The organism is Stenotrophomonas sp. 107298_Sma (assembly GCF_056480345.1).
In genome coordinates this window covers 967,367-992,037 of the sequence record NZ_CM151094.1, presented here as the reverse complement: position 1 = coordinate 992,037, position 24,671 = coordinate 967,367, and the positions used below count along the sequence as shown (strand labels likewise).

Below are 24,671 nucleotides of genomic sequence, written 5' to 3'. Positions count from 1 at the left end.
TCCTCGTGCAGAAACGCATCCTGATCGTCGACGACGAGCCCGCGATCCGTGAAATGGTCGCCTTCGCCCTGCGCAAGGGCGATTACGAACCGGTCCACGCCGGCGACGCCCGCGAGGCCCAGACCGCGATCGCCGATCGCGTTCCGGACCTGATCCTGCTGGACTGGATGCTGCCCGGCACCAGCGGCCTGGACCTTGCCCGCCGCTGGCGCAAGGAGACCCTGACCCGCGAAGTGCCGATCATCATGCTGACTGCCCGTGGCGAAGAGAACGACCGCGTCGGTGGCCTCGAAGCCGGCGTTGACGACTACGTGGTCAAACCATTCTCGGCGCGCGAACTGCTGGCCCGCATCCGCGCGGTCATGCGCCGTGCCCGCGAGGACGACGAGGACGGCAGCGTCGCGGTCGGCCCGATCCGCATCGACGGCGCCGCCCACCGCGTGTTCGCCAACGACCAGCCGGTGCCGATCGGCCCGACCGAATACCGGCTGCTGCACTTCTTCATGACCCATCCGGAACGCGTCTACACCCGCGCCCAGCTGCTGGACCATGTATGGGGCGGCAGCGTGTACGTGGAAGAGCGCACCATCGACGTGCACATCCGCCGCCTGCGCAAGACGCTGGAACCGTTCAACGCCGAGAACATGGTGCAGACCGTGCGCGGCGCTGGTTATCGCTTCTCCACGTCCACCTGAGTCTCGTCGTGCCGGCGCCGCGCACCCGCGGGTGCCGGCACCGGCAACTCTGCTATAACCCTCGGTTCACCCCAGTGAACCGCCGCACTTCAACGACGAGATCGCAATGCCCCGCCACATCCGCTCTGCCTGGTTGAAGACCCTGGCCACTGTCGCCGCGGTACTGCTGTTCTCCGGACTGGTGGGGTGGTTCACGGGCCACCTGTGGTTGTGCATCGCACTGGGCGCGCTGGCGACCCTCACCTGGCACTACTGGCGCCTGCGAACCGTGCTGCGCCGGCTGACCGCGCGCCAGCGCTGGGACACCGCCGAGGAAGGCACCGGCGTCTGGAACGAGCTGGATCGCCTGCTGTACCGCAACCAGGTGGAGATGCGCGTGCGCAAGCGCCGCCTGCTGGACATGCTGCGCAGCTATCGCGCCGCGGCCGCCGCGCTTCCCGATGCGGTGGTGGTGCTGGATCGCAACAGCCAGCGTGTGCAGTGGTTCAACGAGGCCGCCACCGCCCTGCTCGGCCTGCACCATCCCGGCGACCTGGGTGAGGCGCTGGTTGAGCGCCTGCAGCCGATGCCGCTGGCGCACTGGCTGGCCGGCGGCCGCAATGCCGAGCCGATCCTGGATGTTCCCTCGCCGGTCGATCCGGCAATCCGCCTCAACCTGCGCCTGATTCCCTATTCGTCGGATTACTGGCTGCTGATCGCCCGCGACGTCAGCAAGCTGCTGCGCCTGGAACAGGTGCGCCGCGATTTCGTGGCCAACGTTTCACATGAGCTGCGCACGCCGCTCACCGTGGTCCACGGCTACCTGGACATGATGGACCCGGAAGATTTCCCGGGAACCGGACCGATGCTGGAAGAAATGCGCAAGCAGAGCCAGCGCATGGCCCAGCTGGTGGAAGACCTGTTGACCCTGTCGAGGCTGGAGTCGCAGGAGCACAGCGAGGAGGAGACCGTGGCGATGCAGCCGATGCTGGCGACGCTGCGCCGCGAGGCCGAAGCGCACAGCCAGGGCCGCCACCAGATCAGCATCGACGACCTGGCCGGCGTCGACCTGCAGGGCTCGACCAAGGAACTGCACAGCGCGTTCTCCAACCTGGTCACCAATGCCGTGCGCTACACCCCGGCCGAGGGCCGCATCGCGGTCGAGTTCCGTCGCGAAGGCGATGGCGCGGTGCTGGCGGTACGCGACTCCGGCTATGGCATCCCGGCCAGCCACCTGCCGCGCCTGACCGAACGCTTCTACCGTGTCTCCAGCAGCCGTTCGCGCGAAAGCGGCGGTACCGGCCTGGGCCTGTCCATCGTCAAGCACATCCTCGGCCTGCATCACGCACGGCTGGAGATTGAAAGCGAAGTCGGCAAGGGCTCGGTGTTCTCCTGCCATTTCGATGCCGACCACGTGCGCCCGCGCGAGTCCGCCCCCCTGACCTCCATCGAAGAATGACGCCATGAGCAGCCTCGGATCCCTCCCCCTCCCCGTGAGCCCGGACAACGATCCGTTGCGCGACCCGGCGCTGTACATCAACCGCGAACTGTCTCAGCTGGATTTCAACTTCCGTGTGCTGGCGCAGGCGATGGACCCGCAGGTGCCGCTGCTGGAGCGCCTGCGCTTCATGTGCATCTCCTGCACCAACCTCGACGAGTTCTTCGAGATCCGCGCCGCCGCGGTGCGCCATGCGCAGGAATTCGGCCTGCCACCGGCGCCGGATGGAATGAGCCCGCAGGCCATCCTCAACGCCATCCACGACCGCGCCGCGGAACTGGTGGACCAGCAATACCGCTGCTGGAACCAGACACTGCGCCCGGCATTGATGGAGGCCGGCATCGGCGTGCTCGGCCGTCACTCCTGGACGCACCGCCAGAAGCGCTGGCTGCGCGCGTACTTCCGCAACGAGATCATGCCGGTGCTGTCACCGCTGGGCCTGGACCCGGTGCACCCGTTCCCGAAGATCCTCAACAAGTCGCTGAACATCGTGGTGGTGCTGAAGGGTACCGATGCGTTCGGCCGCACAGGCCACCTCGCCATCGTGCGCGCGCCGCGCTCGCTGCCGCGCATCATCCAGCTGCCGGAGAAGCTCGGCGGGCCGCAGAACTTCGTGTTCCTGTCCTCGGTGCTGTCCACCTTCGTCGACGAGCTGTTCCCTGGCCTGGAAGTCCAGGGCGCCTACCAGTTCCGCGTCACGCGCAACTCCGAGCTGGTGGTGGACGAGGAAGAAGTGGAGAACCTGGCGCTGGCCCTGCGCGATGAGCTGGTCGACCGTGGCTACCGCCCGGCGGTGCGGCTGGAGATCGCCCATGACATGCCGCGCGAGATCGTGCGCACCCTGCTGCAGAATTTCGGCCTGACCGAGAACGCGGTGTACCGCATTGACGGCCCGGTCAACCTCAACCGCATCATCCAGCTGTACGACCTGATCGCACAGCCCGACCTGAAGTACCCGCCGATGACCCCGCGCACGTTGCGCGACAGCGACGGCATCTTCGAGACCACGGCCCGCCAGGACCTGCTGCTGCACCACCCGTTCGATGCCTTCACCGCCGTGCTTGACCTGATCAGGCAGGCGGCGATCGACCCCAACGTGCTGGCGATCAAGCAGACCCTGTACCGCACCGGCAAGGATTCGCTGATCGTGGACGCACTGATCCAGGCCGCACGCAACGGCAAGGACGTGACCGTGGTGGTCGAGCTGCGCGCCCGTTTCGATGAAGAGGCCAACCTCGGCCTGGCCGATCGCCTGCAGGAAGCCGGCGTGCAGGTGGTGTATGGCGTGGTCGGCTACAAGACGCACGCCAAGATGCTGCTGATCGTGCGCCGCGAGGGCCGCAAGCTGCGCCGCTACGTGCACCTGGGCACCGGCAACTACCACAGCGGCACTGCCCGGGCGTACACCGACATCAGCCTGATCACCGCCGACGCGGACATCGGCAACGACGTGCACCTGCTGTTCCAGCAGCTGTCCGGGCTGGCCTCGAAGATGAAACTCAAGCGCCTGCTGCAGTCGCCCTTCACCCTGCACACCGGCATCCTCGGCCGCATCGAACGCGAAACGCGCATCGCGGCTGCCGGGCGCCCGGCGCGGATCATCGCCAAGATGAACGCACTGAACGAACCGCAGGTGGTGCGCGCGCTGTACGCCGCCTCGCAGGCCGGTGTGCAGATCGACCTGATCATCCGTGGAGCCTGCACCCTGCGCCCCGGCGTGCCGGGCGTGTCGGACAACATCCGCGTGCGCTCGATCGTCGGCCGCTTCCTCGAGCACAGCCGCGTGTACTGGTTCGGCAACGACGGTGCACCGGAGCTTTACTGCGCCAGCGCCGACTGGCTGGAACGCAACCTGCTGCGTCGGGTCGAGACCTGCTTCCCGATCCTCGACCCGGGACTGGCCAAGCGGGTGTACCGCGAGGTCCTGCAGAACTACCTCGATGACAATCTCAACGCCTGGGACCTGGACGCCGACGGTATCTACCACAAGCGCACCCCGGCCCACGACGAAGCCCCGCATTCTGCGCAGATGGCATTGATGCAGGGGCTCTGACCCGGTAGGTGCCGACCTTGGTCGGCACGTTTGGATTCATCCACGCATGGCGTGGATCTACCGTGTCGACCAAGGTCGACACCCACCAACAGTCGCGCAGAACGCCGTCCCGGCAGATCGCAGAGAACTGTCGAAGGCGGGGTGGGTCCGGTTGCGGGGGCGTGAGCCGCATGGGCCCGAGGCATGCCTCGGGCGGGTTGGGCAGGACGCCCAACCCCGGTCTTGCCGTGTGCGCAGGACTGCGCACACGAGCAAGCGGCGATCGAGCTTACATCGACGTACTTGCAGCGCCCCCGCAACCGGACCCACCCCGCCATCCTGTTCAGGGGTGAGATATATCAGGGGGGGCTGCGAGATATCTAGCCGGAAGAACCCGGAAGAAGGCTGGCAATGGCGGATCGATATGAAAAGCCATTGCGCCTGGTGCAATCAGGGCGCTGAGCGGAACAGGCTCATCTGATTGAGGTTTCGGTCCCGGAAGTTCGCCCTAGCAAGCAGCTTGCGGATCCCTTGCTCAGACATTCTGTATCGCTTCGCCAAGCCTGGAACGGTAGCCCCATTGCGATGGGCGTCCAGTATCTCACGCTCGCGGGGGCTGAGCTTGAATGAGGCGTCCTGGGGGAAGTAGATCGTCTGGCCGCCCCAGTCTTCGGCCAGAGTGTCCGCAACAACCGCGCCGATCTGCTCCGCGAAGTCATCGCCGAGGCCAAGCGCGCGCGCAGCTGTAGCCGCCGCCGAAGCGGCATTGGCCAGCAGCTCGTTACGGCGGGCCTCCATCGACTTCATGCCGAAGGAGCCTCCCGCCGGGCGCGGCGATTGGCGTCGATCTGAAGAGCGGCAATCACTTTGGACAGCTGATCCGGGTTGCACCATTCCAGGCGTCCTACCTTGAACATGTGGCGGGCCACCGAATGTGCATATTCCCACTCACGCCCCGAATCGGCCAGCAGAGCCTCGATCTTGGCCAGCTGAGGGGATAGGTCACCCTTGGGGCGGCCAGCCCAGCGCTTGGCCGCATATGCCGCCTTGGCTGGAATGCCCCCCAGGCGGCGCAGCTCGTTGGCGATCGCATCGAGCTGCCGGCGATCGCACTTGCCGGCGCTGCGCTGGGCAGCCCCGTGCTCCTTGGATACGCGCTCGACCAGGTCGCGGTAGACGTCGTCGGAGAGGCCGAGCTTCTTGGCGCCGGCATGGATCGCGGCCAAGACGCGGTTACGGCCGTCGCCGGCCTTGCGAGTGCGGGTCATGCCTTGCTCCGTACGCCCTGGGCGGCGCTGAGAGCGGTCTGCCATGCCGGCACGTCCTGCCCGGCATGATCCCGCAGCTGCAGCAGGCCGGGCCGGGTCCCAGGCACGATACGGCCACCGGCCTTGAGCACTTCCGCGACCTGGCTCTTCTTCGTCAGCGGATCACGGCGCATCAGTGGTCTCCTCTTCGCTGCCGGTTTCGGTCAGTTCCTGCTGGATCAGCAACAGTGTCCTCGCGCGGCACTCGTTGAAGCCGTCGCGCCATGCCTGACCGGGCGTCAGGTCATCAAGCGGGCCTCCAATCTGTTCGCTCAGCCACATCGGCGGTACACAGTGATGCCGCTCCAGGGCTTTGGTCGGCACAAAGATCGACTGAATCAGCCATGCGTTTTCATCCTCCTTGGCGAAGGCCTCGGCGTCGGTGCGGCGAGCGAAGTGCAGCGCTTCGTCCCTGTCGGCTGTCCACTCGGGACCGAAGTCGCCCCACTTCCGCCAGCGGGTGCCTTGCCCGTCGGCGACTACCCAGCTTTGGGCCGGCGTGGCTCCCATGATGGCGTCATGCAGGTCCAGTGCCTGCTGGTTGTAGCCACTACGGCGCCCGCCGGCGTTATAAGCATCTTCGACGAGGTCAAGTGCTCGCTCATACGGCACAACCATGCTTGCCGGCTGGTATGCGGCAAGGGCCGCATCCACTGCAGCCCTCACTGCCGAGCGTGAGGGACCATTGGCCACGGCACGAGGTGCTGCCTTATAGGCATGCCATGCGGCGTCGTAGATGGTCTCATCCATACTGCACCTCCGCACCGGAAAGCCGGAAGGCCTGTTCCAGCACCTGGAACAGGCGGCGGATCTCGCCGCTCTGCAAGGCGAAGCGGGCATCGAACTCGGCGCGGCGGTCGTCGTCATCGGCCTGCTCCAGCTGCGAGAGCGCACCGTCCAGGAACTTCAGCTTGCGCACCACCAGGTCATCGCCCAGCTCGAAGGACAGCGCGTCCTCCAGCACCAGGGCCAGACGGGTGACCTGCTTACCGGCATCCAGGTGCTTGTCGATCTCGTCGCTGCGCAGCTCCTGGTCGCTGCAGCGCACCTTGGCGCCCCCCTCGACCGGATCGCGCAGCTCGGCGGACTCCCCAAGGGACAAGCCATCCGGCAGGGGCTCACCAGCGATCCAGCCAGTCAGGATCGAGCGCGGTGCGACTTCGGCGTTCAGCGGCATTGCCGGGAAGCTGCCGAGCAGGCCACGGATATCGGACACGAAAGCCTCAGCGACCTTGCGGCTGGAGGTGTCCACGGCCACATAGCCGTTGGCAAGGTCCAAGATGGCGTCGTGGCGGCTGTTCTTGACGAAGGCCTTGGGCAGCAGTTCGTGCAGGATGTCGTCCTTCATGCGCTTGCGCTCACGGCCACCCGGTCGACGCCCCTGTTCCTGTTCCATGACCTGAAGACGGGTCTCCAGCGCACGGTTGACCACCGCGCCGGGCAGGATCTTGTCCTCGCCGCCCACGGTCAGCCAAAGGAAGTCGCCCTGCCGGCAGGACAGGTGCTCCTGCTCCTCGCGGCCGAAGGGGGAAATGAAGCCGCGCGAGTTCATTTCCAGAGGGCCGACCGGCTTCAGCACGCCATACGGCAACACGGATTCGACCTCGGAGAAGTCGGTGCTGGTCGGGAAGCGGAACAGCACCAAGTTACGCATCAGCATCGTCGTCCTCCTCTTCTTCGGCCTGCTCACGCTCGGCGGTGTGGATGGCCTCTTGGCACATGTAGATCAGCTTCAGACAGATGCCCCGATGAGTGCCATCGAGCTTCCCGGCCTGATCGTTGACTTCGAAGAAGGCGACCCCGAGTGCTGCCACAGCGCGCATGCCTGGTTCAGTGGACGCGTCCTGAAGAAGGGTCTCGCAGTTGGGGCGGGTAAGTTGGATCTGACCCATTACACATTCCTCCTGGGATCTACTTGGCAAGGGCCCTGCCACACCAGCACCGGCGGGTGCAGCAGCAGCGCGAGAATGGCATCCAACGCAGCCTGTGCTTGGGCTTCGCACTTCTCGGCCATGCCATGCCCAACCTGGCGAGCAATGGCCGTGGCCACGTTCCGCTTCGTCTGCGGGTCGCGCAGGCCACACACGAAGTAGAGCCCGTCCATGCGCCGGATCGCGTCAGCCGTGGTAGACGCCATCGCACCTAACGCCTGCTGGGCGCACGGGCCGCACATCGGCGATTCCGCCGAGCCGGTGGGCATGTCGCAGTTGACGCACGCGTGGCGCGGGCCGAAGGTGGCCACCTCAACGTCGGTACGGTCTTCGAAGTGCAGCAGGCTCGGCTGGGAGATATGACGCTTCAGGCGCCAAGGGAACACGTCCCCACGCGCTTCGATGTACCGCACCGCCTGGCGGATGGCATAGCGAGCAGCGGTCGCGTCTTCGCCCTGGATGTTGCCGCAGGTGGCATCGAAGAAGCGCAGCCCATCCATCTTTACGGCCGTCGCGTGGATCTCAACGTCAGCCCGTGCAGCCCGGTCGGCGATCTCCACTGCCAGCGCCAAGGTGCTGGCATTCAGTGCACCGCGAACGCCGTCGAAGCGGAAGATGCATGTGTCTCGGATCTTCGGCATGTCAGACCCCCGCCACGTCGAGAGAAATCGGCTGGTACTGGCCACGTGCGTCGCGCTCGTAGAACCGCACATAGGTCTTGCTGCCCACCACAGTCACCGCGTCGCTGATGGCCTTCATCGCCTGCTGCCAGCGCGGATCATCGAACTTGAGGCGATGCAGCGAGAGCACCTCACCGGTCTTGATGCTGCCGTCCTGGCCCACCTTGAAAGCGCTGTTGACCAAGGTGCGCAGTTCGGCGCGAGAGCCTTCAGTCCAGTCGTTCAGGCATTCATCGATGAGGGCCTTGGCGGCCTGCAGGCGCTCATCGAACTGGATGCTGTCCTGGCAGGCGCGCAGGATCTTGTAGCGGCCGTCGTAGGTGTACAGGCTCACATTGCCCTTGTCGCCACCGATCTTGGCGCCGTACTGCTCGCCACTGAGCTGCACGAAGGCCGCAATGTCGGCGAACGTGTCCGCCTTGAAGGTGCGCAGCTCTTCGCGCAGCTGCAGGGCGCGCTGGATCTTCTCCAGCACCAACTGGTCGCGGGCCAGATCGATTGGCTTGATCTGAGCCTCAGGCACCAGCCGACCGTTGCGGTCCTCGCGGTAGCCTTTGGGAATGGATGAGGTCATTGGGCGCCTCCTTGGGCGGCGGGGGTGACAAACGGTTGAGTGGGTCGAAGGACGTCGGGGACGCCTTCGACATGGATAGGGCTGGTGGCTGTGAACCAGTCGGCGCGCCAGCGGCGGGCCGCATCCAGCGAGATGCCAAGCAGGCAGGAGATACGCTTCGGCGTCAGGTGGCGCGGGTTCTGCAGACGGGCCCACAACGCGAAGCGCATTGCGCGCAGGTGGTCGTGGCGCTGGCGGCCGGTGCGTGCCATCACTCCACCCCGCCGAAGATGCGATCGAAGTGGTTGTGCAGCGAATCGACCAGGCGGCCCCCAAGGTAGGGCGGCAGCTCGCCTTCCAGATCTTCTTGTGACTGGCACACGGTGCCGACAGACGGCGTCAGCGGGCCTTTGTCGAAGACTGGGCCTTCGTAGCCGCAAGCAGCTTGCAAGGCCTTCTGCGCCCCTGTCGTGCCCGGCCGGGTGCCGCGTACGCGCTGGGCATGCGCGGCAGCCAGCGACGCCTGGTCGATCTTCCAATCCGGGTTGAGGCGGTAGTCGCGGGCCAACCCGTCACCAACGCGCAGGATCATCCCGCACCGCACCGCCTTGGCAACCGCGTTGGCCACGTAGCCGCGGTACTGGAAGCCATGCTCCATCACCCGGTCGATCAGATCCGCAGAGCGGACCACGCTGGCGCCCAGGGACAGGGCGATGGCGTGCTGCAGCGCGATGCTGGGGATGGCGCTCATGACGCCTCCGCCGGGGCATCACCCTCTTCGAACCGGGTGACCACCGCCGTCGGGGTCGGATCTGGATCCACCCGTGCTACCACGCGTACCACGGCGCGGTGCTTGCCATCGCCCTTGGTCTTCAGCGCGGCCGCACCTAGCACTTCTTCCAAGTCGGCAAAGCCGTCCCCACTGGCCCACTCGGCGGGCACGATCAGGTAGCGTGCATGCTCAGCCATGTGCCACCTCCTGCAGCAGCGGCGGACGCTGGGTCCACTCCAGCTGCACGCCCTGATACTCGGCGGCCATCACACGGTCCTGGCCGCCGCTGCCGTTGGGCTGGCGGCGCTTGAGGTGGCCACCTACCATCGTTGGCGGGCGGTCCAGAATCAGCACGGCACGGCGACCGTTGCTGTGCAGGCCCAAAATCTCGATGCCGGTGTTCTCCAGCTCGCGTGCGGTGTTGACGGCGGCATACAGCACGTCGGAATTGCGTTCATGGTTCATGGTTGGATTCCTCGTCGGTAGCGGGCTTGTCCAGCCCGAGTTGTCCGTACAGATTCGGGAGCGCAACGCGCTTCATCGCGCTGACCTGCTCCAGGGAGGTCATGGCGCGCCCGACCAGGAAGGTGCAGGCGCGGTCCAGTTCGGCCGCACTGGCGGCAAGGTGGTAGCCGTGAGCCGGGTGGGCGCAGATCGGGTGCCCCTCGCGCCGCAGCTGTTCGATGATCTGGCGCAGGCGGCGCTCGTCGGCGGTGCTGGTGCGTGAGGTGATCTGCTGCACCAGGTCGCGTGCGGTGATGCCGTTGACGGCGCCACGACGGCCCTGCAGCTGCAAAAGCACCGTCTGTGGGGACAGCTCTTGCGGTAGCAGGGCCAGCTGCATGTCAGTCGACCCTCCGATCAATGCCAGCGGCGATGGCCAGGTCGACGATCCCGTCGGCATCCAAGTACCAACGGTTGCTGGTGCTGGAGGTGGTGACCTGGATGCCATAGCCGGACACTAGATCGATGCCGTACTCGCAGTTGGTCACCGGATCCAGCATGTACAGCGTGGCCACCGCAGCGTCGTCCAGAAACAGCGGCTTGCATGCGACCACGCCAACAAACCTGCGGTGCTTGGGATGGGCGCTGTGGCTCTTGCGGTTGCGTACTTGGCCGCGGCAGCGCTTGAGGGTCGGGACGGCCATCATTCCTCCTCGTCGTCATCGCCGTCGCGCAGCTGGTCGACCAGTGCACGCAGCTGCTGCAGGGTGAGGCTGTCCAGCAGCGAGGCCATGTTCTGGCCGTCGCGCCACTCGATACCAGCGCGGCGGAACAGGTCGCGGTGCATGACCGTCACCTGCCGATCGGGCAGCTCGGCCTCGCGCAGCAGTTGATGCGCGAAGCCGCGTAGGTACTGCAGTCCATTGGTGGCGGTGCGATCAGTCACGAGCCACTCCCTCGCGCTCAAGCACTTCAGCCGGAACGTGGGCCGTGATGCGCTCCCAGTTGGCGCGCGGCACGATCACCACCTGGAGGATGTCCACGTTGATCGGCTCCGGCTTATCCTGAATCTCGAAGGGAATCAGGATCGCCTGGGTGGCGAACGGCCACACTTCGCCCTGAGGCACCCGCACCATCGCCTCCGCCGCCGGCCAACCTTTGGTTCGGATCGCCATCTCACACCCCCCGCACGACGTCAACGGTGACAGTCGGCACGCCCAGGTCGGCGGCGCGGTTCATTGCGGCGGTCAGCGCGTTCTGCACCGCCAGCGGGTACAGCAGCGAGCCAGCACCGCGCGAAGGAACCAGCTTCGTGCGCAGCGCGTCGATGGCACCTTGTTCCACTACCTTGTCCAGCGGCACCTGGGCACGCTTGAAGCGGTGTGCCAGGTAGGCGCCCAGCTCGTTGTCCAGCGGCGGCAGCGTGATGATCTCGATGCGCTGTACTACTTCGCGTACCTCCGGGTTGTGCTCGGAGAGCTTCACGCCCAACTCGGGCTGACCGATCAGGATCACCGACAGCAGCGGGCGCAGGCCATCCTTCAGCTCGCGGAAGCGCTTGAGGTGCTTCAGCGTCGGCAGCGGCAGGCTGTGGGCCTCTTCGATCACCAGCACGTGACTGTGCCCGGACCGAGCGCTGTCACGCAGCGATTCATGCAGCTGGCGGAAGCGGGCCTCGGGGCTGCTCTTGGGCTTGGCCAGCGGTGCGACGGCGGCCATGATCGCCTCGGCGATGTGGTGGCTGCGCAAGGTCTTGCCCACCGCATCGCTGCCTTCGCTGGCCAGCACGTACGGCTGGATCACAATGATCGCCTGCTCCTCGCGCTGGATGCGATCGACCAGGTCTTCGCGCAGGGTGCTCTTGCCCGCACCGCTCTCGCCGATCACCGCAGCGAAGCCGCCGTGACGGGCTACTTGGTACATGCTCTCGCGGACATAGCGGATATCCGGCGAAAGAAACACCTCTTCGGCGCTGGCCGGGTCAGCGAAAGGATTGGTGGTCAGGCCGAAGTGACGCTTGGCCTGTGGGGTCAATACCTGGAAACGCAGTAGCATGGGATCTTCCTCGTCGTGGATGTCGTTGTCGTTATTGGTGTCTTGCGGTGGGGAAACCGGGGCCGGCGTGTTTCCGCACGTCGGCCCCTCCTTTTCATGCCAGTGGGCGTCGGTTACGCCGTGCTGGGTCAGGCAGGAACTGATGGCAGCGCGCACCGCTGCCGGATCGCAGCTGGTGGGCAGCTGGCCGTGGTTGATCAAGGCATTGAGGGCCGGACGGCTCAGGCCTGCAGCGCTGGCCAGGTCTCCCTGCTTGATGCCGGCATCGGTGAGCAGGCGCTTCAAACGCAGCGTCATGCGGCGCCCCCTTCCAGCAGGCGCAGGCCGCCACGCTCCGGTGTTGCCAGGATCTGCGCCCAGGATTCGACCTGATCCACCGGCAGCCCGTCAGGCCAGCGCTGGGCGGTGCGGGCATAGTGATCCGCCGTCCAGGCCGAACCCGCCGCCTCCAGCAGAGGCTTCAGGCGCATGGCCGCTTCCACATGGTTCAGTGGCGGCAGTTCGGAACGGATGGGCGTGACCGAATCGACCGTGAAGCGAGGGGCTTCCACCACGTCGGGGACCGCGACGTCGACGCGATGACCGCGGCGTGGCAGGTGCTGGATCTCCGGCGCCTGCTGTACTGACTTGTAGGGGTCGATACGGCCACCGAACGGCATTGCCTTGGCCTTGCGCTGGGCTTTGGCTTGCTCATCGGTCTCGGCATCCATCGCCAGGCGCTCGACCCGCTTGCGGTTTGTGTCCGCCGGTGTGTCGGCGTGCGCGCGGTATGTGCCGACAGCCACAGCACCGGTGAACCCGTATGCGTCCGCCTCCAGTGGCTCCATCGTGTACCAGGTGTCGCGGCCAGCGTCGTCGGTGAACAGTGCCTGTGCACCGAATTCGCTGCCGAAGGCATTGCGGGCAACGGTCAGCTTCTGGCCCACGATCACGCCCGGCACGCCGGACACATCAAAGGTCTTGCCCAGGAAGCTGATACGCAGCAGCGGGTTGACCTTGCGCAGTTCCGGGGCGCGAGTGGCCAGCTTCATGCAGTCCTCCGCCGCCGGCACCAAGCGCAGCTGATCGGGCTTGATGGTCATCCACGCCTGGTAGCGCGAGGACTTGTGCCGGGTGTGCTGGGCGGTGGCATTGAAGTTGCGCATCCAGCGCCACGCCGACGCGTTGAGCTGCTCCAAGCTCTGCACGTTGTCGAAGCGAAGGCGGTGCTCGAACTTGCGCTCGATCAGGTCGTTGGTCTTCTCGACTTGGCCCTTCGCCCACGGCTGGCCTGGCTGATTGATCCAGATGCGAATGCCCAGGGCAGCGCACAGGTTCTTGAACATCGCACCCGTATTGGCGCTGCCCGGATCCACCATCACCATCATCGGCGCGCCACAGAACGGATCAGCGGCACCGCGGTACTGCATGGCGTTGATGAAGGTGCGACACAGGTTCTCGCCGCTCTCGGCACCCAGCACGTACTCCACGTAGAAAGTGCCGGTGGTGTGATCGGTGAACACGTAGCGCCAGACACGCTCGTTCTCCACGCGAGCCAAGTTCTTGGGCTTGTTCTTGTAGAACTCGCTCGCCGGCATCGCATGCAGGCCATCCTGCCGCTTGAGGTAATACAGAACGCACAGGCTTGGATCGGCCTGCCACACCTGGTTGGGATGTTCGCTGGCCAGCTGCACCTTCGGTGCGGGCGCCGACAGCTGATCGGGGTGCAAGCGGTTGGTGCGCAAGGCCTTGGCTGCAGAGCTCTCGCTCAGCAGTCGGATCTCGCCGGTACCGGCATCTACAGTCTCGCCGCGCACCATGCCATTGGCGCGGAGCATGTCAATGGCCTCGCCGATGCTGGCCAGGCGCTTGCCGGTGCCGCGACGCGACTCCAGCAACACAGCGGAAATCAGTTCCAGTTCCTGCTGGGTCCAGTCGGAGTTGCCCCGATCGCTGCGGCGCTTGCGAGGCTTCAGCGAACAGGTCAGCTTCGAGACCTGTCGGTACAACGTCTGTACGCTGCAGCCCCATTCGGCGGCATATCGCTCGGCAATGGCGCGCTTCTGGCCGTGCCCAGCGCAGAGCAGGTCAGCGGCGGCCTGCTCGATCAAGCTGGCGCTGAGAGCCATATCAGCCCTCCCGCTTCCAGTCGGCCAGGCGGCGGTCATGAATCACCGTGACGCCCACCTCCTGGTGGTCGCGGACAAGGCGCAGGTCGTTGATCAGGCTGGCGATGATCCCGGCCACCTGCTCATCAACATTGAGGTCGTGCTGCTCGGCGTGCTGCATGAGCGTGATCACTGCACCGCTGAATCCGGCTTCTTCGCTGCCACTGGCGATGGCGATGCGCACTTGGCCGGCCGCCTGTTCCAGCTGGGTCAGCAGCTCCTGGGACTGCTCGTCAGGCGTGGCCTTCTTCCACTTCTTCTGAGCTTTTGCCGTCTTCTCCTCCGCCCTGTTGAGATCGTCGCTCAACTTGGTGATGCGCTGATCCTTTGCGTCCAGGTCGGCGCGCGCGTCGCGGATGGCGGCGCGCAGTTCGTGGAAGGACATGTGCTCCACGTCGTCCAGCGTCAGGCCGTTGGTTTCGCCCTCCGTGGCCAGTTCGGTGAACTGCTCCTCCGGCAGAGAGAGGAGCTCGATAAGACGGCTCTGACTCTTGGTGGCGGCGATCAAATCGTGCGAATTCGCACGATTTGGCAGCGCGGCTACGCGCTTGGAGGCTTCCATCATTCGGCGAGCCTGGGAACCCTCAATTCCCAGTCGATCCAGCATCCCGGACCACTCGCCGTGTGTAGCGCATTCCCTGGCCACGACCAGATAGCGGCCTGCACGCAGGAAGGCCTCGCAGCCGCGCCGCAGTTCGCTCCGGATGGCGTTCTCATAGTGGTCCGGGTGCCACGGGAGGCCGTCACCGAACTGATCCACCACCTCACCCTGGTGTTCGCCCAGGATGACCAACTCCTGGCTGCGGTCGGCCAGATTGCTTGTATCCAGTTCCGGGGTTACAGACTCGGCTTGGGCGAGCGGCTTAGCGCCACGCTTGTTGGGTTGCTTCTCTGCCATTTCGATCCTCGTCATCAGTTGGGGCTACGGCTGTAGCGGTTCTTGAAGTCGTCCAGCTGCCGCTCTTCGCGGAGCACCTCGTCGAGATGTGCCAAGGCGATCTGGACAATTCGGGGGGACAGACGCCAGTTGTCCTGGTCATAGGGGGAGCGCTCGACCAGGCCGTCCTCGGCCAGGCGCTGCAGGTTGCGCAGCGTGGTGCTGGGTGATTCGCCGATGCCATCGGCGATTTGCTTCAGGCGCAGGCCGGAGCGGCTATGCCCAGCGAGGCCGAACAGCAGGCGGGCGAAGATGCTCTGCTCGCTCATGCCGCAGCACCCTGTTGACGGCGTGCCAGCTCCTTCAGGATCCGGACGGCGCGGCGGTCGGCTGCGTCCACGGCACCAGCCAGCGGCAGGGTGTTGGCCAGCGGCTCGTCCGACTCGACGGCCCGCTGCCAGTTGTTGACGGCGGTGGCGTACTGGTCGCGGGCTGAGGCGAGCCGCAGCTCCAGTTCGCGGGTCGGAATCTCATCCAAGGGGCGGCCGGGGGCGTTCATGCCGAGGCACTCAGGCCAGCGGCCTTCAGCAGCCTGCGCCGCAGGGCCTGACCCTTCGGGCCATTCCAGCGCCCGATGAGGACGTCTCGGGCGTTCTGCGGCGGAACGCCGTTCTCCATGCACCAGCCGCGAAGACTGGTGCCCTTGCCAACGAAGGCGGTGCGGACCTTGAGGTGAAGATCCAGGCTGGGGGCGGGTTCGCTCATCGCGTGTATCCTTTGATCCTTGTTCCATTGGTTGGCTGCTCTAAGCGCTGCCAGTGGAAGTAATCATGGTACGGATTTCCGTGCCTGTCAACACATATGGCATGGAATTTCGTATGACTATCGGAACCCGTCTGAAGGCTGAGCGGGAGCGCCTGGGGCTCACGCTGCCCGAGTTCGCAGAACTCGCTGGCGCGAAGAAAAACACGGTGATCGACTGGCAGAGGGACGTATCCAGTCCGCCAGCCGCCAGGCTTGCGGCGCTGGCGGACTCCGGGGTGGATCCGCTTTATGTTTTGACGGGGCTACGCAGCATTGCCCGGCCAGGAATGTCGGAACCCGAAGTCATGCAGTTCAATGAACTGGTAGATACCTTCTGGGCACTTTCCGACACCAGCCGTTCCGTGGCTCTCGGGCTACTGGAGGGACTGCTATTGAAGGACATCAAGGCGGGAGCGTCTCGCGCAGTTCGGAAGCGAACAAGGGCGTAGTGCGAACGTCGTGGCCTCGCCGAGCTTCGATCAACGAAACATCAGGGTTAGTGCCCTGATACCGGTCACCGGGTGACAGTTCATCTGCAGGGAGTTGAATACATGAAAAGCACGGAATTCGCGTCGGCACTGTATGGCAACGAATCTTCCATCAAGCCGAAATCGGCATTGCTTCGCATCGCCTCGAGTGCGCTGCTTGTTCTGGTGCTTTGTGCCGCAAAGGCTACAGTTGGTGCGGACTTCCGTGCCGAACAGCTTGCTCGGCTTGAAGTGGGTAAATCGACACTTCAGGACGCCATAACTGCACTCGGCACGTCGCCTCAGAACTCGCAGATTGGAATTACTGGGTCGGCCGTCTACACGTGGACGTTTGTTGAATCGAAGGTCAACTGGTTCACCGCTCGAGGCAGCGTCGAAACCAAGCAAGTCGTCCTCGTCTTCAATCCTGATGGTTCATTCCAACGCATATCGGATATGCAGGGTGTTGCACTTGATCCACCCACGATGAAGCGCTTGTTCATTGATCCGGCGGCGGACGCCACACGGCGGATCCAAACTGCCCTTGCCGCGCAAGGTCTCACTCAAAATGACGCGCGTGGCGAGCAAAGCCCAACAGCTGCAGGGCACACGGTCGAGCCTGAGTTGGACAGGGTGAAGGGCGAGGTGCCGGCATCTTCCGGTAAGAGCTGGTGGGAAGCACATAAGCCCAAGAGCGAATAGTCTTCGGCTTCTAAGCACATCGTGACGGGTGCCCACCCTCTCACGCGCGCGCGTGAGATTCCTCGAAACCAGTTTCAAAGACGACGCTCAGCCAAACGCTGAAACTCTGCCCATCGGTTTGGCGCGCACTGGCGCACCTGGCCGACGGGCATCCTCGTCTGCCCGTCGGCCATCTTTCCCTGGAGATGGCGCATGGCAGCAGAGCAACCCGGTAACAAGGCACTGCCCATCGCGGGAGGAATGCTGGCGACCATGCTGGCGTTGCTGCTCGGGTTGGTGCAGCCCTTCGAGGGCTACTCGGCCCAGCCCTATCGTGATGTCGTCGGCAAGCTGACGGTCTGCTACGGCCATACGGCCAAGGTAGAACAGCGCACCTACACCCGCGCCGAATGCGAGCGCCTGCTTCAGTCGGACCTCGGCGTCGCCTGGAACACCGTGCAGAGCTGCATCAAGGTGCCGATGACGGACTACCAGGCAGCTGCCCTGACGTCGTTCGCCTTCAACGTCGGTCCCGGTGGCGCTGGGGTCAAGGATGGCCTGTGCTTCCTGCGCAACGGCCAGCAACCGCGCATTCGTGTGTACGCCAATCAGGGGCGCTGGGATCTGGCCTGTGCGCAGCTGAGCCAGTGGGCCAATGCCGGCGGCAAGCCCTACAAGGGTCTGCAGCGTCGCCGCGCGGCTGAGCGCGCGATGTGCGAGGGGCGGTACTGATGCTCCGCGCTCTGACCGCAACGGTTTCCCTGCTGCTGGTGCTCCTGCTGATCGCCATTGCCGCAGCACTTCTCTATCGCGGCAATGCCCTGGACGCGCAGGCCAGCGATGCAAAGGCGCGGCAGCACGTGATCACACTTCAATCGCAGTTGGACAGCGAGCGCAGTGCTCGGGACACCGAGCACACCCAAGCCAAGGCAATGGCTCAGATCGGAGACGAACATGAAACCGAACGGGAGACGTCCGCGTCCATCCCTGCTGCTGTTGTGGCTGGCGTGCGTGCTGGCGATCTCCAGTTGCGCGACGACCTCGCCACCTGTCACACCGCTCGCCTGTCCCAAGCCGTCGCTGGCGCCATCGAACGTGATGCGAGCGCCCAACTACGTCCAGAGATTGCGGGAGCTGCTCTTCAAATCGTCACCGAAGCCGAAGACCACGTCCGCTCCTGCCAGCGCGTCATCGGTGTCCTCACCGGACAACGCCCAGCCGCCGAGGTCGCCCCGTGATCGTTGAGATGCAGCCGATCTACCTGGTGTGGTTTGCCGGTATCGGGCTCAGCCTGCTCGGCGGGCTGATCGCGGGTGGTCGCTGGCTCGTTGCCCAGCTCCAACAGCGCACCGATCAGCAGCTGGCGATCCTGCTCAACGACAGTAAGCGCTGGCGCGACGTCGAGGGCGAGCTCAACAACTTCCGGATCGAAGTGGCCAAAGACTACGTCCGGCGTGAGGACTACGCCCGCGGGCAGAGCGTGATCGAGGCCAAGATCGATGCGGTGGCGAAGGAAATCATGAATATGAAGGACAAGGGGAGCAAGTCGTGAGTCACGGAAATCAGGGCCCGGATCTGGGCAAGTTGCGTCGAGAGCAGCTGCGCTGGCTCATGCTGCTGGTGCTGGATCGCTCTCGCCCCTATCCGATCGGTGAATCGGTTCTGGCCGGCGCCGCTCAGGACATGTACCCGGATGCCACCGCGTTGGAAGTGCGCCGGGAACTGGATTACCTGGACACCCGTCGCCTGATCGAGCTGACCAAATCCCCTTCCGGGCCGTGGTCGGCGGAGCTGACCCGTCACGGTGTGGACATTGTGGAGTACGCCATTGACTGCGGACCGGGCATTGCCCGGCCGGTCAAGTACTGGTGACGCCATGCCTCCCGTGAGCAAGATCGACCTGTTGCCCGAAGAGGTGCGCGACGAACTGGATCGGCGACTGGTCGCCAATGCTTTCGGCGGGAGCATCTCGCTGTCCGAGTGGCTGGGCGAGCAGGGTTACGAGATCAGCAAGACCACCGTCAACGAGCGGGCCAAGCGGCTCAAGCGCCGCCTGGCTTCGATCAGTGCCAGCACCGAGGCAATGAAGCTGGTGGCCGAGCAGGCGCCAGATAGCGCCGCTGAGCGCGGCAGCGCGCTGATGGGCCTGCTGCAGACCGACCTGTTCGAAGCACTGCTGCAGTTCCAGGAGGCGGCCGACCAGGACGATGAGAGCATTTCCCCCGCCGATCGCATTGCGCTGTACAGCAAGGCGGCCAAGGCCATTGCCGAGTTGACCCGCTCTTCCATTGTGCGCGAGAAGTTTGCCGGCGAGATCCGTCAGAAGGCGCTGATCGACGCGGCCAGCCGGGTTGAAGAGGCTGCACGGGCCAAGGGCCTGGACGCCGAGGGCGTGGAATTCTGGCGCAACAGGGTGCTGCATGGAGTCGGCTAAGTGAGCACATTGGGTTCCTTGCCGGATACCGAGCGCGTCCTGGACTGGGATGAGCTGCCTGAGAGCGTGCGCTCAATCTCGGCCAACTTCGATCCGAGCAAGGCCGGTGTGCTGATGGCCCATCAGTCCGAATGGATCCGGATGCAGGAAGGGCTGAATATCGCGGTCTGCGAGAAGGGGCGCCGCACCGGCATCACCTTCGCCCAGGCGCTGAGCGACACTATCACCGCAGCCTCGGCGAAGGACGCCGGCGGCGACAACGTGTGGTACATGGCCGACACCAAGGAAAAGGGTCTGGAGTTCATCGGCTATGTGGCCAAATTCGCGCCGATCATTGCGCAGGGCCAAGCCTCGCGCATCGAGCAGCACATCTTCCAGGACCAGCAGCCAGACGGCACCAGCCGGCAGATCCAGGCATTTCGCGTTCGCTTCGCCAGCGGGTTCCGTATCACGGCACTGTCCTCTCGCCCAGAGAACATCCACGGCCTGCAGGGCGTGGTCGATCTGGACGAAGCGGCGCTGCACAAGGACGTGGCCAAGGTGCTCGAATCGGCCACCGCGCTGCTGATCTGGGGTGGCCGGATCCGCGTGTGGTCCACTCACCGCGGCAAGAAGAACCCGTTCAACCAGCTGGTGCAGGACGTCCAGGCCGGTCGCTACGGCAAGAAGGCCGGGGTCATCCGCATCAGCTTCGATGATGCCGTGTCCAACGGGCTGTACGAGCGGGTTTGCGCCATGCGCGGCAAGGTGGCCACCGCCGAGGGCAAGAAGGAGTGGTACACCGCCATCCGCTCGGCCTATGGCCCGCGCAAGGCCGCCATGCGCGAGGAGCTGGACGTCATCCCGCGCGATGGCGATGGCTCGGCCATCCCCTCGGTCTGGATCGACCGGGCCATGCCCGAGGCTCGGCCTGTGCTGCGCCTGGTCTTCGATGATGATTTCCCCAAGCGCTCGGAGAAGGAGCGCGAGATCTGGTGCGCGGTCTGGATCGCCACCACGCTGCTGCCGGCACTGCGCATTGCGGTCGCAGGCTTCACGGGGCGCTGGGCGATCGGCATGGACTTCGCTCGCCACCGCCACTTTTCCGTGATCACCCCGGCCAAGGTCGGTCAGGACCTGCGCCGCGACGTGCCATTCCTGATCGAGATGGCCAATGCGCCCACCCGCCAGCAGGAGCAGATCCTGTGGGCGCTGTTGGACGCGCTGAAGGAAGGATTCCCTGGCCGCTGGTCGTTCGCTGGCGACGCCACCGGGCCGGGCCAGACCCTGATGGAATACACCGGCGACCGCTACGGCCGGGCCGAGCTCGATGCCGAGACGGGGCGCTACAGCGGCGGCCCGATCCACGAGGTCACCCTGTCGCGGCCGTGGTACAGCGAATGGATGCCCAAGTACATCGCGCTGTTCGAAGACGGCTTCCTCACCCTGCCCAGGGACGCATCGCTGGAGGATGACCACCGCGCCGTGGAGTACGTCGATGGCATCCCGATGGTGCCGCGGCTGGAGCGCAAGGATCTGCAGGATCCCGAGCTGGTGCGTCACGGCGACGGCGCGATCGCAGGCGTACTGATGCAGTTTGCCGCGCTCAACCACGTCACCTCGGTGCCCATCGAGTTTCAGGCCGCTGGCGCCCGCGCCTACATCGGCGATGGCCGGGCGGACGGCGTGGCCACCGTCGTGACTGACGATGCCTTCGGCACCGTCAGCGGCGGCAATGATTTTGGAGGATTCGCATGACCATCGCCCGCCCAGAGATCGGCCGCGAGATCGCCACCACCGCCGATGGCATCGACATCACCCGTGGCTACACCGGGCCGCTGCTGCTGCCCTTTGACAGCGTGTTGCGCAATCGAGGCGGCTATGACCTGCAGATCTACGAGCAGGTGCTGTCCGATCCGGAGGTGAAAACCACCTTCGGCTCGCGCCAGGACTCGGTGGTGGCCTGCGAGTGGCAGGTGGAGCCCGGTGGCGAGAAGCGCATCGATCGCCAGGCCGCGGAGTATCTGCAGGAGCAGCTGCATGGCATCGGCTGGGACAACGTCACCCGCAAGATGCTGTTCGGCGTGTTCTACGGCTATGGCGTGGCCGAGATCCTGTACAAGGTCGACGGCACCCGCATCGGCCTACAGGACATCAAGGTCCGCAACCGCCGGCGCTTCCGTTACGGCAAGGAAGGTGACCTGCGCCTGCTCACCCAGACGGAGATGACGGAGGGCGTGCCGGCACTCGCGCCGTACTTCTGGAACTTCTGCTCCGGTGCCGACCACGACGATGAGCCCTACGGCCTGGGCCTGGCGCACTGGCTTTATTGGCCCGTGCTGTTCAAGCGCAACGGGCTCAAGTTCTGGCTGATCTTCCTCGAGAAGTTCGGCATGCCCACCGCGGTGGGCAAGTACGACAGCGAGGCCACCGATCCGGAGAAGTCCAAGCTGCTGCAGGCCACACGCGCGATCCAGACCGACAGCGGCATCATCATGCCCAAGGGCATGGAGCTGGAGCTGCTGGAGGCCGGGCGTAGTGGCACGGCCGACTACAAAGCCCTGCAGGACTACATGGACGCCACCATCCAGAAGGTAGTGCTGGGCCAGACCGCCAGCACCCGGGGCTCCCCCGGCAAGCTGGGCAACGACCAGCTGCAGCGCGAAGTGCGCCGCGACATCATCACCTCCGATGCCGACCTGGTGTGCGAGTCCTTCAACAAGGGCCCGGCGCGCTGGCTCACCGAATGGAACTTCCCCGGCGCGGCCATCCCGCGGGTCTACCGCGTCACCGAAGAGCCGGAGGATCTGGACGCTACGGCCAGCCGTGACAAGAAGATCCTCGACCTGGGCTACAAGCCCAAACAGGTCTACATGGATCAGACCTACGGCGACAACTACGAGCCTGTCCAGGCGCCGCAGGAGCCGCCTGCGTTACCGACGGCGATCGATGGCGCCCAGTTCGCTGATGTCGGCGGTACTGTGGCCAGCCTGCTGCGCAGGCACTATCCAGCCGCCTTTGCCGACGGTGCGCCGAGGACTCCGGATCCCGCTGTCGACCTGGGCCGGCAGCTCGATCGCCGGCTGTCGCCCATTGGTGCTGGCTGGGTTGAGCAGATCCGCCAGCTGGTCGATGAGGTCGATTCGCTGGAGCAGCTGCGCGACCGCCTGTTCGAGCTGCACCCGAACATGACCCTGGACGACTACGCGTCGGTGATGGCCGATGCGATGACGGCAGCGACGCTGGCTGGTCGTACCGACGTCCAGGGCGCAGGAGACTGACCAATGGCCGGGGTTGCTTACGCCCAACTTCCATTCCAGGAGCAGATCGAGTTCTTCCGTCGCAAGAAGAACGTGCTCACCGAGAGCTACTTGGACGTTTGGGAGTCCGAGCACGACACCAGCTTCATGGTGGCCGGCGCCAATCGTGACGCGCTGCTTGCCGACTTCCGACAGTCTATTGACCGGGTCATCGCCGAAGGCCGCACGCTGGAGCAGTTCCGCGAGGACTTCGACCGCATCGTGGCCACGCATGGCTGGGACTACAACGGCGGCCGGAACTGGCGCTCGCGGGTGATTTACGAGACCAACCTGCGGCAGAGCTACAACGCCGGGCGGTGGGCCCAGCTGCAGCAGCTGATCAAGGTGCGGCCGTTCTGGCGTTACAACCACAACGATGCCGTCGAACATCCGCGTCCGCTGCACGTGTCCTGGAATGGCCTGGTGCTGCGCCACGACGATCCGTGGTGGCGTTACCACTATCCGGCCAACGGCTGGGGCTGCCAGTGCTATGTCGATGCGCTCAACGAGCGCGATCTGCGCCGCTTGGGCAAGGACGGCCCCGACACGGCTCCCGAGATCGTCATGCAGTCGGTGATGGTCGGGCAGCGCAGTCCGGGCGGGCCGCGTACCGTGCTGACGCCAGCAGGCGTCGATCCTGGCTTCGGCTACGCGCCAGGTGCTACGGCCGACCACTGGCCCAGTGGCCGTGGCGGTCCGGCAACACCTCCATCGCTGACCGGGCAACTGACCTCCGCTCTGCAGAACGTGCTGGAAACGGGAGCCCGCCTGCCGCCAGCACCGGCCGCCGCTAGTGCGGCCCAGGCACTGGCGCGGCCGCGCGCCAGGGACGCGCTGCAGGCCGGCTATGCCAGCTGGTTGGCCAGCATTGATGCCGACACAGCACATGCTGCCCGCTACCTGGCCGGCGCGCTGGCTCCCGGGCTGGTGTCGCAGCTGCAGCGTGCCACCGTTCGCCCAGCGACGGCCGCCTTCGCTGTGCTGGCCGAGCAGCTCCCCATCACGCGTCCTGGTGCAGTGGCCATCGCTGCGGCTGAGCTGCCGATCCGCCTGCTCGATGCGGTGGCCATCCTGCTGGACGTGGCCGCCGGCCGCCTGCGCTATGTCCTGGCGGTGGGCCGGCCAGCCTTCATGGTGGTCGACGTGGCCATCTCGGAAACGGGCGTCAGCATCATTCAACCCCAGCTGCAGATGCTGATGCCTTCTGATCTCAAACGCAGCGTCGCCGACGGCACACTGCAGCTGCTGCAGGGAGCGCTCTGATGGCGCGTCTTGAAGTCACCCTGGATACGGCAACGCCCGCACTGGCCGATGCACTGCGCCAGCTGGAGGGCGAAGCACGGCAACTGCTCCTGAAGGACTGGGGCGAGTACCTGCTGAGCTCTACGCGCCGCCGCGGCAAACAGCAGGTCGCCCCATCAGGTCGGAAGTGGCGAGCGCTGTCACCGTCGTACAAGCGCTACAAGCAGCGGAAGCGTCCAGGCCGGCCAATCCTGGAATTCGACTTCCACATGCTCGGTGACATGGCGTCGTGGCAGCTGGATGGAACTGAAGCGATCCTGGTGGGAACCAACGCACCCTATGGCGCAATCCATCAGGGTGGCGGAACGATCAGTCGTCCGGCGCGCTCGACCCGCGTGCATTTGAAGAAGGGAAAAGGCGGAGGTCGTTTCGTCAAAGCCAGCCGCCAGAATGAGCGCTATCGGCGTTGGGTCACGCTGCCTGCCTATACGATCACTATGCCGGCTCGCCCTTGGCTTGGCGTCAGTCGCGAGGATGAGAAGGAGTTGCTGGATATCGCCCAGGATCATGTGAGCGACGCCTTCAAGTAATCATCGCGTAGGAGGCGCTGTGCGCGCCTCTACATGCGACGCGCCACACTCGGACCTGCCCCGGCCCTGCTCGGTGTCTGACACGTCTCTGCGGCGCGCGCCAATGCGTTTTTGTGCGCAGGCTGATCGCCGCATGCGCGATGCGCATCAGCGCTGGATGTTTCTCACGGATGGCCGTCCCAATACGTGAGACGGTACTGCGGGA

Annotated in this window: 36 protein-coding genes; 14 read left to right on the top strand and 22 right to left on the bottom strand. The window is 65.3% G+C overall.

Going from position 1 to position 24,671, the window contains the following annotated elements; translation table 11 throughout:
• Window positions 1-5 precede the first annotated feature (5 nt).
• The 3 genes from phoB to ppk1 all read left to right on the top strand — a co-directional run bounded on the left by phoB (window position 6) and on the right by ppk1 (window position 4,225).
• A complete protein-coding gene (phoB, locus tag ACZK2G_RS04640) occupies window positions 6-695 on the top strand; it encodes a phosphate regulon transcriptional regulator PhoB (protein ID WP_004146035.1) in 690 nt (229 codons plus the stop codon).
• A 106-nt stretch (window positions 696-801) separates the two neighbouring features.
• Complete coding sequence (gene phoR, locus ACZK2G_RS04635; protein ID WP_046986954.1) at window positions 802-2,133, top strand: phosphate regulon sensor histidine kinase PhoR; 1,332 nt, start codon at window positions 802-804, stop codon at window positions 2,131-2,133.
• Window positions 2,134-2,137: 4 nt separating this feature from the next.
• Complete coding sequence (gene ppk1 / locus ACZK2G_RS04630) at window positions 2,138-4,225, top strand: polyphosphate kinase 1 (RefSeq protein WP_046986953.1); 2,088 nt, start codon at window positions 2,138-2,140, stop codon at window positions 4,223-4,225.
• Between the two features lie 429 nt (window positions 4,226-4,654).
• Here ppk1 and ACZK2G_RS04625 read toward each other — a convergent pair whose 3' ends face one another.
• Genes ACZK2G_RS04625 through ACZK2G_RS04520 form a run of 22 tightly spaced genes read right to left on the bottom strand, consistent with a single transcriptional unit; the run spans window position 4,655 to window position 15,735 of the window.
• Complete coding sequence (locus ACZK2G_RS04625) at window positions 4,655-5,011, bottom strand: Mor transcription activator family protein (RefSeq protein ID WP_158230915.1); 357 nt, start codon at window positions 5,009-5,011, stop codon at window positions 4,655-4,657.
• The gene (locus ACZK2G_RS04620; protein ID WP_242875610.1) at window positions 5,008-5,472 is read right to left on the bottom strand and encodes a regulatory protein GemA; all 465 of its coding nucleotides are present in this window, start codon (window positions 5,470-5,472) and stop codon (window positions 5,008-5,010) included. Before ACZK2G_RS04620 ends, ACZK2G_RS04625 begins: the two co-directional genes overlap by 4 nt.
• Window positions 5,469-5,645, bottom strand: a complete 177-nt coding sequence (locus ACZK2G_RS04615; protein WP_241900857.1) for a hypothetical protein — start codon at window positions 5,643-5,645, stop codon at window positions 5,469-5,471. The genes ACZK2G_RS04620 and ACZK2G_RS04615 overlap by 4 nt, the downstream gene beginning before the upstream one ends.
• Complete coding sequence (locus ACZK2G_RS04610; protein ID WP_099605524.1) at window positions 5,635-6,261, bottom strand: hypothetical protein; 627 nt, start codon at window positions 6,259-6,261, stop codon at window positions 5,635-5,637. Before ACZK2G_RS04610 ends, ACZK2G_RS04615 begins: the two co-directional genes overlap by 11 nt.
• On the bottom strand, window positions 6,254-7,171 hold the full coding sequence (locus ACZK2G_RS04605) for a recombination-associated protein RdgC (protein WP_099605523.1): 918 nt from the start codon (window positions 7,169-7,171) through the stop codon (window positions 6,254-6,256). Before ACZK2G_RS04605 ends, ACZK2G_RS04610 begins: the two co-directional genes overlap by 8 nt.
• Window positions 7,158-7,403: a hypothetical protein gene (locus tag ACZK2G_RS04600; protein WP_099605522.1), complete on the bottom strand. Its 246-nt coding sequence runs from the start codon at window positions 7,401-7,403 to the stop codon at window positions 7,158-7,160. Before ACZK2G_RS04600 ends, ACZK2G_RS04605 begins: the two co-directional genes overlap by 14 nt.
• On the bottom strand, window positions 7,403-8,128 hold the full coding sequence (locus tag ACZK2G_RS04595) for a hypothetical protein (protein ID WP_478474809.1): 726 nt from the start codon (window positions 8,126-8,128) through the stop codon (window positions 7,403-7,405). The genes ACZK2G_RS04600 and ACZK2G_RS04595 overlap by 1 nt, the downstream gene beginning before the upstream one ends.
• Window positions 8,085-8,696, bottom strand: a complete 612-nt coding sequence (locus ACZK2G_RS04590) for a DUF3164 family protein (RefSeq protein ID WP_478474808.1) — start codon at window positions 8,694-8,696, stop codon at window positions 8,085-8,087. The genes ACZK2G_RS04595 and ACZK2G_RS04590 overlap by 44 nt, the downstream gene beginning before the upstream one ends.
• The gene (locus ACZK2G_RS04585; RefSeq protein ID WP_099605519.1) at window positions 8,693-8,947 is read right to left on the bottom strand and encodes a hypothetical protein; all 255 of its coding nucleotides are present in this window, start codon (window positions 8,945-8,947) and stop codon (window positions 8,693-8,695) included. Before ACZK2G_RS04585 ends, ACZK2G_RS04590 begins: the two co-directional genes overlap by 4 nt.
• Window positions 8,947-9,426 (bottom strand): hypothetical protein, encoded by a 480-nt coding sequence (locus ACZK2G_RS04580; RefSeq protein ID WP_478474806.1) that lies wholly within the window; start codon window positions 9,424-9,426, stop codon window positions 8,947-8,949. The genes ACZK2G_RS04585 and ACZK2G_RS04580 overlap by 1 nt, the downstream gene beginning before the upstream one ends.
• Window positions 9,423-9,644, bottom strand: a complete 222-nt coding sequence (locus ACZK2G_RS04575) for a hypothetical protein (RefSeq protein WP_478474804.1) — start codon at window positions 9,642-9,644, stop codon at window positions 9,423-9,425. The genes ACZK2G_RS04580 and ACZK2G_RS04575 overlap by 4 nt, the downstream gene beginning before the upstream one ends.
• On the bottom strand, window positions 9,637-9,912 hold the full coding sequence (locus ACZK2G_RS04570; RefSeq protein ID WP_478474802.1) for a hypothetical protein: 276 nt from the start codon (window positions 9,910-9,912) through the stop codon (window positions 9,637-9,639). The genes ACZK2G_RS04575 and ACZK2G_RS04570 overlap by 8 nt, the downstream gene beginning before the upstream one ends.
• Window positions 9,902-10,291, bottom strand: coding sequence for a hypothetical protein (locus ACZK2G_RS04565; protein ID WP_478474800.1), 390 nt, complete (start codon window positions 10,289-10,291; stop codon window positions 9,902-9,904). The genes ACZK2G_RS04570 and ACZK2G_RS04565 overlap by 11 nt, the downstream gene beginning before the upstream one ends.
• Window position 10,292: 1 nt before the next feature.
• Entirely contained in the window at window positions 10,293-10,595 is a 303-nt protein-coding gene (locus tag ACZK2G_RS04560) for a hypothetical protein (protein ID WP_478474799.1), read from the bottom strand.
• Window positions 10,595-10,837 (bottom strand): hypothetical protein, encoded by a 243-nt coding sequence (locus ACZK2G_RS04555; RefSeq protein ID WP_099605513.1) that lies wholly within the window; start codon window positions 10,835-10,837, stop codon window positions 10,595-10,597. Before ACZK2G_RS04555 ends, ACZK2G_RS04560 begins: the two co-directional genes overlap by 1 nt.
• Window positions 10,830-11,066 (bottom strand): hypothetical protein, encoded by a 237-nt coding sequence (locus ACZK2G_RS04550; protein WP_478474797.1) that lies wholly within the window; start codon window positions 11,064-11,066, stop codon window positions 10,830-10,832. Before ACZK2G_RS04550 ends, ACZK2G_RS04555 begins: the two co-directional genes overlap by 8 nt.
• A 1-nt stretch (window position 11,067) precedes the next feature.
• Window positions 11,068-12,243, bottom strand: coding sequence for an AAA family ATPase (locus ACZK2G_RS04545; protein ID WP_478474795.1), 1,176 nt, complete (start codon window positions 12,241-12,243; stop codon window positions 11,068-11,070).
• Window positions 12,240-14,054 carry a hypothetical protein gene (locus tag ACZK2G_RS04540; protein ID WP_478474793.1) on the bottom strand — a complete coding sequence of 605 codons (1,815 nt, stop codon included), beginning with the start codon at window positions 14,052-14,054 and terminating at the stop codon, window positions 12,240-12,242. The genes ACZK2G_RS04545 and ACZK2G_RS04540 overlap by 4 nt, the downstream gene beginning before the upstream one ends.
• 1 nt (window position 14,055) lies before the next feature.
• Window positions 14,056-15,006, bottom strand: a complete 951-nt coding sequence (locus ACZK2G_RS04535) for a hypothetical protein (RefSeq protein WP_478474791.1) — start codon at window positions 15,004-15,006, stop codon at window positions 14,056-14,058.
• Window positions 15,006-15,299 carry a helix-turn-helix domain-containing protein gene (locus tag ACZK2G_RS04530; protein ID WP_049449813.1) on the bottom strand — a complete coding sequence of 98 codons (294 nt, stop codon included), beginning with the start codon at window positions 15,297-15,299 and terminating at the stop codon, window positions 15,006-15,008. The genes ACZK2G_RS04535 and ACZK2G_RS04530 overlap by 1 nt, the downstream gene beginning before the upstream one ends.
• A complete protein-coding gene (locus ACZK2G_RS04525) occupies window positions 15,296-15,529 on the bottom strand; it encodes a hypothetical protein (RefSeq protein WP_478474789.1) in 234 nt (77 codons plus the stop codon). The genes ACZK2G_RS04530 and ACZK2G_RS04525 overlap by 4 nt, the downstream gene beginning before the upstream one ends.
• Window positions 15,526-15,735, bottom strand: coding sequence for a hypothetical protein (locus ACZK2G_RS04520; RefSeq protein ID WP_024957605.1), 210 nt, complete (start codon window positions 15,733-15,735; stop codon window positions 15,526-15,528). The genes ACZK2G_RS04525 and ACZK2G_RS04520 overlap by 4 nt, the downstream gene beginning before the upstream one ends.
• Before the next feature lie 113 nt (window positions 15,736-15,848).
• Between ACZK2G_RS04520 and ACZK2G_RS04515 the strand changes: the two genes are divergently transcribed.
• The 11 genes from ACZK2G_RS04515 (at window position 15,849) to ACZK2G_RS04465 (ending at window position 24,466) form a co-directional block, all read left to right on the top strand.
• The gene (locus ACZK2G_RS04515; protein ID WP_099590020.1) at window positions 15,849-16,223 is read left to right on the top strand and encodes a helix-turn-helix domain-containing protein; all 375 of its coding nucleotides are present in this window, start codon (window positions 15,849-15,851) and stop codon (window positions 16,221-16,223) included.
• Between the two features lie 102 nt (window positions 16,224-16,325).
• Window positions 16,326-16,943, top strand: coding sequence for a hypothetical protein (locus ACZK2G_RS04510; protein WP_478474787.1), 618 nt, complete (start codon window positions 16,326-16,328; stop codon window positions 16,941-16,943).
• Window positions 16,944-17,135: 192 nt separating this feature from the next.
• Window positions 17,136-17,654, top strand: coding sequence for a lysozyme (locus ACZK2G_RS04505; protein ID WP_478474785.1), 519 nt, complete (start codon window positions 17,136-17,138; stop codon window positions 17,652-17,654).
• Window positions 17,654-18,160: a lysis system i-spanin subunit Rz gene (locus tag ACZK2G_RS04500; protein ID WP_478474784.1), complete on the top strand. Its 507-nt coding sequence runs from the start codon at window positions 17,654-17,656 to the stop codon at window positions 18,158-18,160. The genes ACZK2G_RS04505 and ACZK2G_RS04500 overlap by 1 nt, the downstream gene beginning before the upstream one ends.
• Window positions 18,161-18,168: 8 nt before the next feature.
• Window positions 18,169-18,474: a hypothetical protein gene (locus ACZK2G_RS04495; RefSeq protein WP_478473448.1), complete on the top strand. Its 306-nt coding sequence runs from the start codon at window positions 18,169-18,171 to the stop codon at window positions 18,472-18,474.
• Window positions 18,471-18,794, top strand: a complete 324-nt coding sequence (locus ACZK2G_RS04490; RefSeq protein ID WP_478473449.1) for a hypothetical protein — start codon at window positions 18,471-18,473, stop codon at window positions 18,792-18,794. The genes ACZK2G_RS04495 and ACZK2G_RS04490 overlap by 4 nt, the downstream gene beginning before the upstream one ends.
• A gap of 4 nt (window positions 18,795-18,798) precedes the next feature.
• The gene (locus ACZK2G_RS04485; RefSeq protein ID WP_478474782.1) at window positions 18,799-19,356 is read left to right on the top strand and encodes a DUF3486 family protein; all 558 of its coding nucleotides are present in this window, start codon (window positions 18,799-18,801) and stop codon (window positions 19,354-19,356) included.
• A complete protein-coding gene (locus ACZK2G_RS04480; protein WP_478474780.1) occupies window positions 19,357-21,093 on the top strand; it encodes a hypothetical protein in 1,737 nt (578 codons plus the stop codon). It begins immediately after the preceding gene.
• The gene (locus ACZK2G_RS04475) at window positions 21,090-22,616 is read left to right on the top strand and encodes a DUF935 domain-containing protein (protein ID WP_478474779.1); all 1,527 of its coding nucleotides are present in this window, start codon (window positions 21,090-21,092) and stop codon (window positions 22,614-22,616) included. Before ACZK2G_RS04480 ends, ACZK2G_RS04475 begins: the two co-directional genes overlap by 4 nt.
• Before the next feature lie 3 nt (window positions 22,617-22,619).
• Window positions 22,620-23,897 carry a phage head morphogenesis protein gene (locus tag ACZK2G_RS04470; protein WP_478474777.1) on the top strand — a complete coding sequence of 426 codons (1,278 nt, stop codon included), beginning with the start codon at window positions 22,620-22,622 and terminating at the stop codon, window positions 23,895-23,897.
• Window positions 23,897-24,466, top strand: a complete 570-nt coding sequence (locus tag ACZK2G_RS04465) for a phage virion morphogenesis protein (RefSeq protein WP_478474775.1) — start codon at window positions 23,897-23,899, stop codon at window positions 24,464-24,466. Before ACZK2G_RS04470 ends, ACZK2G_RS04465 begins: the two co-directional genes overlap by 1 nt.
• The last annotated feature ends 205 nt before the right edge of the window (window positions 24,467-24,671 follow it).